The organism is Arthrobacter sp. MYb23, from assembly GCF_002979775.1.
In the GTDB taxonomy this organism is placed as follows: domain Bacteria; phylum Actinomycetota; class Actinomycetes; order Actinomycetales; family Micrococcaceae; genus Arthrobacter.
In genome coordinates this window covers 107,493-120,000 of record NZ_PCPR01000012.1, presented here as the reverse complement: position 1 = coordinate 120,000, position 12,508 = coordinate 107,493, and the positions used below count along the sequence as shown (strand labels likewise).

8 protein-coding genes are annotated in these 12,508 nt (G+C 62.8%); 4 read left to right on the top strand and 4 right to left on the bottom strand.

Going from position 1 to position 12,508, the window contains the following annotated elements; translation table 11 throughout:
• Window positions 1–149 precede the first annotated feature (149 nt).
• The 4 genes from CQ020_RS13860 (at window position 150) to CQ020_RS13845 (ending at window position 7,710) form a co-directional block, all read left to right on the top strand.
• Window positions 150–1,238: an acyl-CoA desaturase gene (locus tag CQ020_RS13860; protein WP_024820403.1), complete on the top strand. Its 1,089-nt coding sequence runs from the start codon at window positions 150–152 to the stop codon at window positions 1,236–1,238.
• Between the two features lie 85 nt (window positions 1,239–1,323).
• Window positions 1,324–2,289, top strand: a complete 966-nt coding sequence (locus tag CQ020_RS13855; RefSeq protein ID WP_105692368.1) for a quinone oxidoreductase — start codon at window positions 1,324–1,326, stop codon at window positions 2,287–2,289.
• A gap of 154 nt (window positions 2,290–2,443) precedes the next feature.
• Window positions 2,444–6,355, top strand: coding sequence for a Pls/PosA family non-ribosomal peptide synthetase (locus CQ020_RS13850; protein WP_105692367.1), 3,912 nt, complete (start codon window positions 2,444–2,446; stop codon window positions 6,353–6,355).
• A gap of 11 nt (window positions 6,356–6,366) precedes the next feature.
• Entirely contained in the window at window positions 6,367–7,710 is a 1,344-nt protein-coding gene (locus tag CQ020_RS13845) for a M1 family metallopeptidase (RefSeq protein ID WP_105692366.1), read from the top strand.
• Here the strand turns inward: CQ020_RS13845 and CQ020_RS13840 are convergent.
• The 4 genes from CQ020_RS13840 to pheT form a co-directional block, all read right to left on the bottom strand.
• On the bottom strand, window positions 7,707–8,354 hold the full coding sequence (locus CQ020_RS13840) for a 4'-phosphopantetheinyl transferase superfamily protein (protein ID WP_105692365.1): 648 nt from the start codon (window positions 8,352–8,354) through the stop codon (window positions 7,707–7,709). The two genes, CQ020_RS13845 and CQ020_RS13840, sit on opposite strands and share 4 nt — an antisense overlap.
• An 80-nt stretch (window positions 8,355–8,434) precedes the next feature.
• A complete protein-coding gene (locus tag CQ020_RS13835) occupies window positions 8,435–8,632 on the bottom strand; it encodes a hypothetical protein (protein WP_105692364.1) in 198 nt (65 codons plus the stop codon).
• Window positions 8,633–8,913: 281 nt separating this feature from the next.
• The gene (locus CQ020_RS13830) at window positions 8,914–9,780 is read right to left on the bottom strand and encodes a serine protease (RefSeq protein WP_105692363.1); all 867 of its coding nucleotides are present in this window, start codon (window positions 9,778–9,780) and stop codon (window positions 8,914–8,916) included.
• A 182-nt stretch (window positions 9,781–9,962) separates the two neighbouring features.
• Window positions 9,963–12,506 (bottom strand): phenylalanine--tRNA ligase subunit beta, encoded by a 2,544-nt coding sequence (gene pheT, locus CQ020_RS13825; RefSeq protein WP_105692362.1) that lies wholly within the window; start codon window positions 12,504–12,506, stop codon window positions 9,963–9,965.
• Window positions 12,507–12,508 lie beyond the last annotated feature (2 nt).

The window sequence follows — 12,508 nt, the reverse complement described above, 5'->3', positions numbered from 1 at the left end:
GAATATTCATGCTGTCCGATATTTATGCATGCAGTTGTGATGCGTCTCATTATTTTGGGGATTACGCGTATGCTTAGTGGAGGGTGATCCAGACCGTGCAGTCCGAACGTCGGCTGCAGCGTTGCCCGTTAGCGATACGGGGCACATTTATGTCACCCACGTCCACCGCTGAGCGCCCCAAAGCTCGCGCAATTCAACCAAATCCCGTTGTCCAAAGCTATTCAGAGCTCCTCAAGAGCGTCAAAGCTGCAGGACTCCTCGAACGCCGGAGCGGCTTCTACATCTGGGTCTTCGTGGCCTTGGCACTGCTCATGGCCGGCACCTGGCTCGGCTTCGCCCTCATTGGCGATTCCTGGTACCAGCTCCTGATCGCCGCGGCCGTAGGCATCCTCTGCACGCAGCTCAGCTTCCTTGCCCACGAGGCAGGCCACAAACAGATCTTCGCTTCGCGCCGCGCCAACGATTGGTCCGCCCGCCTCCTCGCCACCGGCGTCGCCGGCATCAGCTACTCCTGGTGGGAACAGAAGCACGGAGCCCACCACAACCACCCCAACGTCATTTCCAAGGACCCGGACATCCGGAACAACGCCTTGGTGTTCTACGAAGACGCCGCAGCCGAACGCAAAGGCCGCTTGGCTTTCCTCACCAAGAAGCAGGGCTGGTTCTTCTTCCCGCTCCTGACGCTCCTGGGCTTGAGCCTGCAGTTCGACTCCCTTCGCTTTGTCTTCGGCAAGCAAAAAGTACGTCACCGCTGGGTAGAGACACCCATCCTCGTGGCCAGGCTTGCCGCCCTCCCGGTACTGGCTTTCACGTTCCTGCCCATCGGCATGGCTTTCGCCTTCCTCGGCGTGCAGATCATGGTTTACGGCTTTTACATGGGTGCCTCGTTCGCCCCGAACCACAAGGGCATGCCTGTCCTTCCCAAAGACAGCCGCGTGGACTTCCTTAACCGCCAGATCCTCACCTCGCGCAACATCTCCGGTGGCATCTTCATGGACTTCCTCCTGGGTGGACTGAACCGCCAGGTGGAGCACCACTTGTTCCCGGACATGGCCCGCCCCCATTTGTACAAGGCCACGAAAATCGTGCGCGAGTTCTGCGCCAAACACTCCATTTCCTACACGGAAACCACGCTGATGCAGTCCTACGGCATTGTGGTCAGATACCTGAACGACGTCGGCCTGGCAGCAGGGCGCGGCTTCGACTGCCCCGTAGCTTCGACGCACGGACGCTTCTAGGCGTTCCACAAGGGAAGCCCCAACTTCCCTAGGATGGAATCTGAAACCGGGCACCGGAAGGACCGCCCCGGAGTGAGGAGCCACCATGACGCACGCCATCGTTGCACAGCAGCCCGGAGGACCTGAGGTCCTCGAGTACGCATCTGTGGAAATACCGAAGCCTGGCCCCGGTCAGCTGTTGATCAAAGTCGCAGCTGCCGGGGTCAATTTCATTGAGACATACCAACGCAGCGGCACCTACAAAGTGGACTACCCCTTCACCCCGGGCGCTGAGGCCGCCGGCACGGTGGAGGCTGTGGGAGATGGGGTCGCGGAATTTTCCGTTGGTGACCGGGTTGCCACGGCCGAGGGATCCCGGACGTACGCAGAGTACGCCCTGGTGGAGGCGAGCAAAGCACTTCCGGTTCCTGACGGCGTCGACGATCACACTGCCGCAGCCTTGCCGCTGCAAGGCATCACCGCCCACTACCTGATGAACTCGTCGTTCCGGGTAGAGCCGGGCCACACCGTACTGCTTCACGCAGGCGCAGGTGGCGTTGGTCTGCTGCTGACGCAACTGCTGAAGGCCCGTGGAGCCCGTGTGATCACTACCGTGTCCTCGGATGAAAAAGCGGATCTGTCCACCCTGGCCGGCGCCGATGAGGTGCTCCGCTACGACGGTTTCGCCGACAAGGTCCGCGAACTCACCGACGGCGAAGGCGTCAACGTGGTGTACGACGGCGTCGGCAAGGACACGTTTGACGATTCCTTAAAGAGCCTGCGCATACGTGGCGCCATGGTGCTCTTCGGCGCTGCGTCCGGGCCTGTGCCGCCCTTCGACCCCCAGCGCTTGAATGCGGCAGGATCCCTGACGCTCACCAGGCCCACCATGGCCCACTTTGTTCAGAATGCCCAGGAACGCAGGTGGCGTTCGGCCGAGATTTTCGACGCCGCCGCCAACGGCACCCTCGCTGTACGGGTGGGCGCAACTTACCCACTGGCCGAGGCCGCCCAGGCGCACAGGGACCTTGAAGGACGCCGTACCACCGGCAAAGTCCTGTTGGTTCCCTGACCCTTATTGAACACCGCATGTGCAAAAAGCGAACGGCTGATCAACAAAGCGTGACCGGCAGGAAACGCCGGACACCTTTTGTTCATCTTTCTGCGGAAAGCTGAGCAACGTGAGCACAGAACATCCCGCTGGGGCCGGAACGACGCCTGCCCTGATGACGTACCGTCCCCAGCTACCGGGAGGCCCCGCGGCTCCTGCCGAGCGCACTCTCGTTGACATCTTGGAAGAGACCGCCGCGTCATTCCCGGAGGCGTCAGCGCTTGACGACGGGCAAAGGTCGTTGAGCTACACCGAGCTCCTCAAGGCCGTGCGCGCCTTTGCCGCCCAGCTCAACGCAGCCGGTCTTGGCCGGGGAGACAAAATCGGGGTCCGGATCCCCTCCGGCACCAACGAGCTATACATTGCCATCCTGGGAATCCTTATGGCCGGCGCCGCCTATGTTCCCGTGGATGCGGACGACCCCGATGAGCGGGCGCGCCTGGTGTTCGGCGAAGCCAGGGTTGGTGCCATCATTGCTGGCGGCCTGGACATCCGGCTTTCCGGTGAAGCACGGGAACCCGTCTCCACGCCCTCCACCCCTGCCCTGGACGACGATTCCTGGATCATCTTCACCTCGGGATCCACCGGAACTCCCAAGGGCGTTGCTGTCCAACACCGGTCCTCGGCCGCGTTCGTTGACGCCGAGGCCCGGATCTTCCTCAAGGCTGAGCCCATCGGACCCCAGGACCGCGTGTTGGCCGGCCTTTCGGTAGCCTTCGACGCTTCCTGCGAGGAAATGTGGCTGGCCTGGCGTCACGGAGCTTGCCTGGTGCCCGCGCCACGAGCCCTTGTTCGAACCGGCATGGACCTGGGTCCTTGGCTCATCAACCACGGGATCACCGTAGTCTCCACCGTGCCCACCCTTGCCGCGCTGTGGCCCGCCGAAGCGTTGGAAAACGTCCGCCTTCTGATCTTTGGCGGTGAAGCATGCCCGCCCGAACTCGCTGAACGCCTGGCGGTGGACGGCCGTGAAGTATGGAACACCTACGGGCCCACAGAGGCTACCGTCGTTGCCTGTGCCGCTCCCCTGGGCGGGCCCGGCCCCGTTCGGATCGGCCTGCCGTTGGACGGTTGGGACCTGGCTGTCGTCGATCCGCAGGGCGTTCCGGTGGCAGAGGGGGAAATCGGCGAACTCATCATTGGCGGGGTTGGGTTGGCCCGCTACCTTGATCCTGCCAAGGACGCCGAGAAGTACGCCCCCATGACCACCTTGGGGTGGGAGCGTGCGTACCGCTCCGGCGACTTGGTGCGATTCGAAGCAGAGGGCCTGATCTTCATGGGCAGGGCCGATGAACAGGTCAAACTCGGTGGACGCCGGATCGAACTGGGCGAAGTGGATGCGGCGCTTCAGTCCTTGCCCGGCGTAGCTGGCGCGGCTGCAGCAGTGCAGACGACGGCGGCCGGCAACCAGATCCTTGTGGGATACCTGGCCCCGGTTGACGGCTATGAATTGTCCATGGACGAAGCACGCCGCCTTCTGGGCGAGAGCCTCCCGGCTGCTTTGATCCCCTTGCTGACCGTTGTGGACTCCCTTCCCACCAAGACCAGCGGCAAGGTGGATCGTCATGCACTCCCTTGGCCGCTGGCAGGAGCCGGCGCCACTGAGGCTGGCAACGCACCACTGAATCTGCCAGATGACGCCCGCTGGGTGGTGGAGCAGTGGGAGGCGGTACTGGGCAGCCCCGTCAGCTCACTCGACGCCGATTTCTTTGCCTACGGTGGCGGATCCTTGGCCGCAGCCCAACTCGTTTCCGCCCTTCGCGTCCGCTACCCCACTATCACCGTGGCTGATATCTATGCCACGCCGCGTGTCGGAGCCCTGATCGACGCCGCCCGGCAATCTCTGCCCGACGGCGGTTTGCCGGGGCCCGCTGCAGAGCGCACCGTCCGCCCTACGGCCTTGAAGTCGCAAATTTTCCAGGTCCTCATGGGTGCGCCGCTCCACATACTTGTAGGCATGCGTTGGCTGACCTACCTCATGGCTGCCAACCGGCTATTGGCTGATTTCGCTGGCTTTGCCGCCGCACCCGTTGTGTCGTGGTGGTGGATTGCGGCATCATGGCTGATCTTTGTCAGCCCCTTGGGCCGGATGGCAATCTCAGTGGTTGCAGCCAAAGTGCTGCTTGGCAGGATCCAACCCGGCACCTACCCGCGATCCGGGAAGACCCACCTCCGCCTATGGCTGGCCGAGCAGATCCAAGACCTTTCCGGTGCCATAGGTCTGGCCAGTGCCCCCTTCGTCCCTTACTACGCACGAGCTCTTGGTGCGAAGATCGGCAAGGACGTCCATCTGCACTCTTTGCCCCCGGTGACCGGCCTGCTGTCCTTGGGCAGCGGAGCCAACATCGAACCCGAAGTGGACCTTTCCGGCTGGTGGGTGGACGGCGATTCCGTCCACATCGGACAAATCCACGTGGGAGCGGGTGCAGTTGTGGGAGCACGAAGCACCCTGATGCCCGGAGCGACCATTGGGGCGGGTGCCCACGTCGATGCTGGATCGGCCGTGCTGGGCAAGGTGAAAGCCGGTCACCTCGTGGCCGGGTCCCCCGCCGAACGCCGTGGCAAGGCCAAGCACGAGTGGCCGGAAACAGTCAGCCGGCGGCCCGTGGTTGATCGGCTCTGGTTTTCCGCTTTCGCTAGCGCCTCGGCTCTGCTGGCCCTCATCCCCTACATCTCTGCGTTCGCCGGCGCGCTGGTGGTCCTGGCTTTCATCCAAGGCCACGAGTCGCTGCAAACAGCACTTCCGCAGATCGCCCTGGCCCTCCCACTGGCCGCCCTGGTGTGGTTCTTCGGCAACCTGATTCTCATCCTTATTGTTGCCAGGCTTCTGGGCTTGGGGCTGAAAGAGGGCTACTACCGGGTGCGCAGCCGCATCGGTTGGCAGGTCTGGGCCACGGAACGGCTCCTGGACATGGCCCGGGACCTCCTCTTCCCCGTCTACGCCAGCCTCTTCACGCCCCTCTGGCTTCGGCTCCTCGGAGCGAAGGTGGGGAAGAACGTGGAAGCCTCAACGGTGCTGCTGGTTCCCAAAATGACCACCATCGGCGACGGTGCTTTCCTGGCCGACGACACCATGGTGGCCTCCTACGAGCTTGGCGGCGGATGGATGAAAATCGCTCCGGCCAAGATCGGAAAGCGCTCCTTCCTTGGCAACTCCGGGATGACGGCTGCGGGACGGAACGTGCCCAAGAATTCCCTCGTAGCAGTTCTGTCCGCAACGCCCATCAAGGCAAAATCGGGCACCTCATGGCTGGGCAGTCCCCCCGTCAGGCTGCGCCGCACCGCCGTCGATGCTGACCAAACACGAACCTTCCGCCCGGCCCTCAAACTGAAGATTGCACGAGCCTTGTGGGAACTGTGCCGCCTGATACCGGTCATCCTCACGGTGGCCATCGCTGTAGCCGTGATGCTGGTGCTGGACTGGATCGCCCGCGGCTGGGGTTACTGGATAGCTGCAATCCTGGGTGGCGTGGTCATGCTGGCCGCGGGGGCTGTGGCCGCGCTGAGTTCCATCGTGGCCAAATGGGTCCTTGTGGGGACCATCCGCTCGGGCGAACACCCGTTGTGGAGTTCGTTCATTTGGCGCAACGAGGTGGTGGACACCTTCATAGAGATGGTGAGTGCGCCGTGGTTTGCCCGCTCCGCTGCAGGTACTCCGGCCCTGGTGTGGTGGTTGCGCGGACTCGGCGCCAAGATTGGAAGCGGAACGTGGTGCGAAAGCTACTGGCTTCCCGAGGCCGACCTCGTGACCCTGGGCGAGAACTCCACCGTCAACCGTGGCTGCGTCGTGCAGACACATCTCTTCCACGACCGTGTCATGAGCCTTGACACAGTGACGCTCGGCAATGGCGCCACGATGGGCCCGCACGGGGTCATCCTCCCCGCAGCGAGCATCGGCGACGGCGGTACTGTTGGTCCGGCGTCGTTGGTAATGCGCGGCGAAACCGTCCCGGCGGGGACGTACTGGATGGGCAACCCCGTGAGCCCGTGGGTGGGTCCGTCAGCACAAGCGCCGCGCCTCAAGTAGATTGGACGGATATGGCCGCACCAATCACCACTCCCATGACCGAAGCCGACCCCTATGCTTTGAACCACGGCAGCAGCGCCTACCGCGTGGACAGGTACGAGTTGGACCTGGACGTCAGGCTGGGCAGCAACAAGCTGATCGGCAAGGCGGTCCTGCGTTGCACCGCATTGGAGGCTGCGCCGCAGATTGTCCTTGACCTGGTGGGCCTGCGGGCCAGCAAGATTCAGATGGACGGCAAGAAGCTGCAGAAGTTCAGCCACCGGGCCGAACACCTGGTCCTGACCCCCGCAACCCCGCTCAAGGTGGGCCAGCAGTTTTCCCTCGAGATCCGCTACGACGGCAACCCCCAGCCGCGCCGCGGCCTGTGGGGCGATGTGGGCTGGGAGGAACTGAACGACGGCGTCCTGGTGGCCGGACAGCCCAACGGAGCGGCGTCCTGGTTCCCCTGCAATGATCATCCCCGCTACAAATCCAGCTTCCTCATCTCCGTGACCACTGACGACAACTACCGTCCGGTGTGCAACGGGCGCCTCGTGTCGCACTCCCGCAAGTCGAGCAGGGAGACGTGGGTCTACGAACAGGCCGAGCCCATGGCCACCTACCTCGCCACGGTTCAGATCGGCAGGTACACCAAGGTTCCCCTGCACGTTGACGATACCCACCACAGGGTGCCCCAGTTCGTTGCAGTCACGCCCGAGATGGCGGTGGACGCCCTCCAAGGCCTCCGCCGGCAGCCGGACATGATGCGCACCTTTGAGGATTGTTTCGGCCCGTACCCGTTCGCCGACTACACCTCTGTGGTGACCGAGGACGAGCTGGAAATTCCCCTCGAAGCCCAGACAGTCTCGATCTTCGGCCGAAACCATATGCGTGATGCCTGGGATGCTCAGCGCCTGATCGCCCATGAGCTTTCCCACCAGTGGTTTGGTAATTCCCTGACAGTCACCAGCTGGAAAGATATCTGGCTACACGAAGGCTTTGCCTGCTACGCGGAGTGGTTGTGGTCCGAGGAATCCCGCACCATGACGGTTTCTGCGCGGGCAACGGCCGCGTGGAAAAGGCTCGACGCCGGGCCACAGGACTTGCTGGTGGGTGATCCCGGCCCTGAGCTGATGTTCGACGACCGCGTCTACAAACGGGGAGCCCTTGCTGTGCATGCCTTGAGGGTGGCCGCCGGCGACGAAGCGTTCTTCGGATTCCTTCAGCATTGGACGGCCGCTAACCGTCACGGCTCGGTCTCGACCAGGACGTTCGTCGAGGCTGCGGATTCGTTCATTCCCGGGCTGGATGCTGCGTCGATTCTCCGGCCGTGGCTGTACGAAGCGTCGCTTCCGCCGCTCCCTTCGGTGCGTTAGCCGAGGGCCAAGGCGGCAACGAGGCCTTCCGGTAGATCACGATTTCTGACAGTGTTCACGTCCTGTAAGCCCGGACGGTCCAACGCACCCACCTCCGCTGGGTTCCTTCGCAGACCCTCGCCCGTCATCTTCAGCCAGGCTTCTTTGCGCGCCCACAGGCGGGCGCGTTGGCTTGCTTGATCTTGTTCCGGGACGGAGGCCAGAAAGTCCTTCTCGGCTGCGGTCAAGGCGACGTCGTCGAAGCCCTCAAAGACAACCCCGCTTATCGATTCAAGGTCCACACCCAGCCGCAGGCCTTCCGCTGGATTTACGACGGCGGCCAGCAGCACCCAGCCCGACGCCCGGGACGCGCTGAGCACCAAAGGTGCGGGGACGCCGTCGAGCAGGAAACCGGGGCGACCGTGGTCCTGCCCCGGGCCGCACTGCGGGCAGCGATAGTCCGGCACGAGGCGCGTGGGATCGACATCGAGCAGCGAAGCGGCGAAGTGCCACAGCGCGATCCGACCGGCAACGAACTCATCTCGATCCTCGGGTTTGGCCAAGCCGTTGGCACGCTCGAGGGCGGGCAGGCCGAGTTGTTGAAGCGGACCGCCTGCGCCGGGCGCGTCACTGAGCTTCCGCAGCTCAAGCACCGGACGATCCATCTCGGCCTTCCTTGCACTTTTGCTCGTGAGTTGAAGCCAGCATTCTCCATGAACAGCTGATCGGGCGCCTTGCCACCCAGCTAAACGTCGCCGGTCAGCCCGCTTCTTCGGCGGTTCATCACGTGCCGGCCCACGACGGACCCAACCACGACGATGACCGCCATAACGAGGCTGATTCCGAGACTGTAAGGTGCAGTGAGAACAACCTGATAAATGAACTGTCCTACGAGGAATGCAGCGCCGGCGATGAGTCCGGCTTTGACCTTCGAGTACTTCATCAGAACTCCTTTCACGCTGCCCATCAGACTATTGGCGGGCCCAAGCAGGACGCCACATGTAAAAGAGTTGGTGGAGCACCAACTCCGAGCACTACTGTAGCCCTCCTATACGACGTTCCACGCCGCGTTGCTGTCTGTAGCGGATGAATCTGAGTCCTACATTCCAGTTTTGACCAAGCGCGTACGTGCCAACTTGACCGTCACTCGCCTCACACAGCAGTGTTCCCCGCAACCATGAAGACGCTGCGGGGAACACTGCTTTTTGGCTTAACTCACCCCTGCTACTTCACCGACGTCAGGTAGTTCGCCAGCGTGGGAGTGATGCGGGTGCCGGAGTTGGAGCTGCCACCGTTGGTGTGGATGGCAACGATCGTGTTGGAGCTGTTGTAGACAGGGGCGCCACTCTGGCCCCCATAGGTGTCCATCTTGTAGAAGACCTTCTCTGTCTGCGTACTCTCGATGGGGCCGGTCATGGACCACATGGTGCCGAATGCCTTGTCTCCCGGATATCCGCGCACCGTGGTGCTGGTGCCATTCAGGCTGGCAGTGGTACCGATGTAGTTGAGCCAGCCCGTGGTGTTGCCGATGGTGCAGTCGAGCTTAATGACGCCCCAGTCAGCATTGGTGTTCGCCGAGTCGATCCAGCGCTGGTCCGTGAAAATCTCCGTTGCACCGCATGTGCCGTAGGGGTCGGTTGAGCCATTGCGGCCCGGCGCTACTTTCACGCCCCAGGAGTAGTCGGCCGTTGAACCCGTGCCGCCCTCGTGCACGCAGTGCCCGGCAGTCAGTACGGTGTCATCGGAAATCAGGGCACCGGAGCAGATGTAGCCGCCGTTGAATTCGATCTGAACGATGGACTTGTTCGGTGCCGCCGTGGTGTTGGTGATCCGAACGCGGCCATCAGCGCCGATGACTGAGTCCGTGGAGGCGCCGCCGTTCTTGGTGGGGGCGGCGATGGTGTACTTATCGGCCAGAGGAGATGCTGCCGAGCCCGACGTCTGCGTCTTGTCCACCAGATGCGATACGGGCTGAACCTCGGCAGCGGCTGCTTGGGGCGTCGACTCTGACGCCACTGCAGCTCCACCAAGTGAGGACGTCAAAGCCATTACTGCAGCCCCGACAAGCAAAGCAACGTTCTGCTTCTTCATGGGTACCTTTCAAAGGACGGCTCTCATGGAACCGTGCGAGGGATGTGATACACATGTTTCACATGTGCATGACAAAACTGTCATACATGTGTGAATAGTCTGTCAAGATGCTGGGAGCTCAATCTCGATAAAAGAAAATCCCCGGAACCAACAGGTCCCGGGGATTTACTCGAACAAGGCGCTTAGCGCTGGACTGCTCCGAAGCGCTCGGCCGTAACAGCAACAGCTGCGGCACGGGCTTCAGAAGCCTCATCCGCGGTCAGCGTGCGGTCGTCAGCACGGAAGCGGAGGCCGAAAGCCAGTGACTTCTTGCCTTCGTCGATCCCGGGACCCGCGTAGACGTCGAACAACGCGACGTCTTCCAGGAGTTCGCCTGCACCTTCACGCAGAGCGGCCAGAACCTGGTCCGCTGGCACGTCCTGCGGAACCACCAAGGCAACGTCCTGCGTCGCTACTGGGAATCCGGAGATGTGCTTGGCCACGATCACGTCAGCAGCAGCTTCGAACAACGCTTCCACGTTGACCTCCAGTGCCACGGAGCGTGCCGGCATGTCGTGCGCAGCCAGGAGCTTGGGGTGCAGCTCTCCGGCGTAGCCCACTACGTCGCCGCTGCGCAGCGCGAGCTGAGCTGCACGGCCAGGGTGGAACGCTTGGTGGCTTCCCTGGGTGACAACCAGCTCGACGCCCAAAACATCGGCGATCAGGCGTGCAACATCCACTGCATCTGCCCAATCCCAGGCCCGCGGCGTGTGCGTCGCTGCGGCCGGTGAATCATGTCCGGTCAGCACAGCGGCGATGTACAGCGGCTGGTGCGGAACGCCGTCGTACAGTGCGTCAAGAATCTCATCGGAGGGCTTCACTCCAAGCGGCGGAATGGAATCCGTGCCCAGCGTTTCGCCCGGGAGAAAGACCAAACCGGCCTCGTACACAGCCAAGTCGCGGAAACCGCGCGAGTGGTTGCGGCGGGCAACCTCGATCAGACCCGGCAGGATGGACGTCCGGAGGAAGCCGTTTTCCTCGCTGATGGGATTCGCCAGCTTCAAGGCAGGACGCGCTTCACCCTCGGCGGCAACACCGAAAGTATCGTTTGCTGCCTTGGAGACGAATGGGTAGGACAGCACCTCGGTGAGCCCTGCATCCGCCAGCGCCTGGACAACCCTGCGCTTCTGCTGCTGGCTGCGGCTCAGACCGCGGCCCGGAGGCGCCACCGGAAGCGTCGACGGGATGTTGTCGTAGCCGACCAACCGCGCGATTTCCTCGGAGAGGTCTTCCTTGGTTTCGAGGTCATTGCGCCAGCTCGGAGCCGTCACCACGTAACCCGACGACGTCTTCTCCACAGTTGCACCCAGGTCCACGAGGGACGTGGTGATCTGCTCGTCAGTGAAATCGATGCCGATACGGGCCGAGGCGAACTCTGCCGGCAGGTCAATGGTGACAGCGTCCGGGGCGGTTCCGACGTCGGTCCCGGCCTCGTCCGCCGTACCTCCGGCAAGTTCCACCAGGAGATCCACGACGCGCTGTGCGGCGATGTTGGCAACGTGCCAGTCAACGCCGCGCTCGAAGCGCTTGGAAGCTTCGGACGGCAGCTTGTGCCGGCGGCGGGAGCGGGCAATCGATACTTCATCGAAGTGCGCGGCTTCCACCAGGATGTTCGTGGTGGAATCGGACACCTCGGTGTGGGCACCACCCATGACGCCTGCAATGCCAATGGCACCCGAGTCATCCGTGATCAGGAGATCTTCGACGTCAAGCTTGCGCTCCTTGTCATCAAGAGTGGTGATCTTCTCTCCCGCCACGGCACGACGCACCACGATGTCGCCCGCGAGCTTATCGAGGTCGTAGCAGTGGTTCGGCTGGCCGAGCTCAAGCATCACGTAATTGGAGATATCAACCGGCAGTGAGATGGAGCGAACGCCGGCAAGGCGAAGACGCGAGGACATCCACGGCGGGGTGGGACGGGAAGCATCCACACCACGGACCGTGCGGGCCACGAAGCGGTCACAACCGGGCTTGCCGTAGATGGGGGCGTCGTCGTTGAGCTTGACGCCGTAGCCGCCCTGCAAGGTAGCCGGTGCGTTGACCTTCGACGCCGGGTCCACGAAGGTGGTTCCGGTAGCGTGGGCATACTCGCGGGCCACACCGCGGATGGAGAACGCATAACCGCGGTCCGGGGTGACGTTGATTTCCGCTGCTTGGTCATACAAACCAAGGAGTTCCATCGCGTCGGTGCCGATTTCCGGGTCCAGTCCGATGCGCGAGAGCACCAGGATGCCGTCGTGGTCATCGCCGATGCCCAGTTCACGGACCGAAGCGATCATGCCCGCGGAGAGGTGACCGTAGGTCTTGCGCGCCGAGATCTGGAAGTTTCCGGGCAGGACAGCTCCCGGCAGGGTGACAACCACTTTGTCGCCCTCAACAAAGTTGTGGGCGCCGCAAATGATGCCCTGCACGCCGGAGGGATCAATGCCCTCGCCGGTGAGGGTCTGTTCCTGACCCTCGGGAACGACGCGTACCTGGCACCAGTTGATGGTCTTGCCATTGGTTTGCGGTTCTTTGACCAGGCTCAAAACCTGGCCAACCACAACCGGACCCGTCAGCTCATCCGTGGGGCGGTGGACTTCTTCTTCTTCAAAGCCAACCTTGACCAGGTCAGCCATGACGTCTTCGGCCGTAGCATCGGCCGGAACCTGCGCGAATTCACGCAGCCAGGAAAGTGGGATACGCACTG

Excerpts from the sequence above, each read along its gene's own strand:
- CQ020_RS13860 (WP_024820403.1), top strand. The coding sequence starts at position 150 with ATGTCACCCACGTCCACCGCTGAGCGCCCCAAAGCTCGCGCAATTCAA.
- CQ020_RS13855 (WP_105692368.1), top strand. The coding sequence starts at position 1,324 with ATGACGCACGCCATCGTTGCACAGCAGCCCGGAGGACCTGAGGTCCTC.
- CQ020_RS13850 (WP_105692367.1), top strand. The coding sequence starts at position 2,444 with ATGACGTACCGTCCCCAGCTACCGGGAGGCCCCGCGGCTCCTGCCGAG.
- CQ020_RS13845 (WP_105692366.1), top strand. The coding sequence starts at position 6,367 with ATGGCCGCACCAATCACCACTCCCATGACCGAAGCCGACCCCTATGCT.
- CQ020_RS13840 (WP_105692365.1), bottom strand. The coding sequence starts at position 8,354 with ATGGATCGTCCGGTGCTTGAGCTGCGGAAGCTCAGTGACGCGCCCGGC.
- CQ020_RS13835 (WP_105692364.1), bottom strand. The coding sequence starts at position 8,632 with ATGAAGTACTCGAAGGTCAAAGCCGGACTCATCGCCGGCGCTGCATTC.
- CQ020_RS13830 (WP_105692363.1), bottom strand. The coding sequence starts at position 9,780 with ATGAAGAAGCAGAACGTTGCTTTGCTTGTCGGGGCTGCAGTAATGGCT.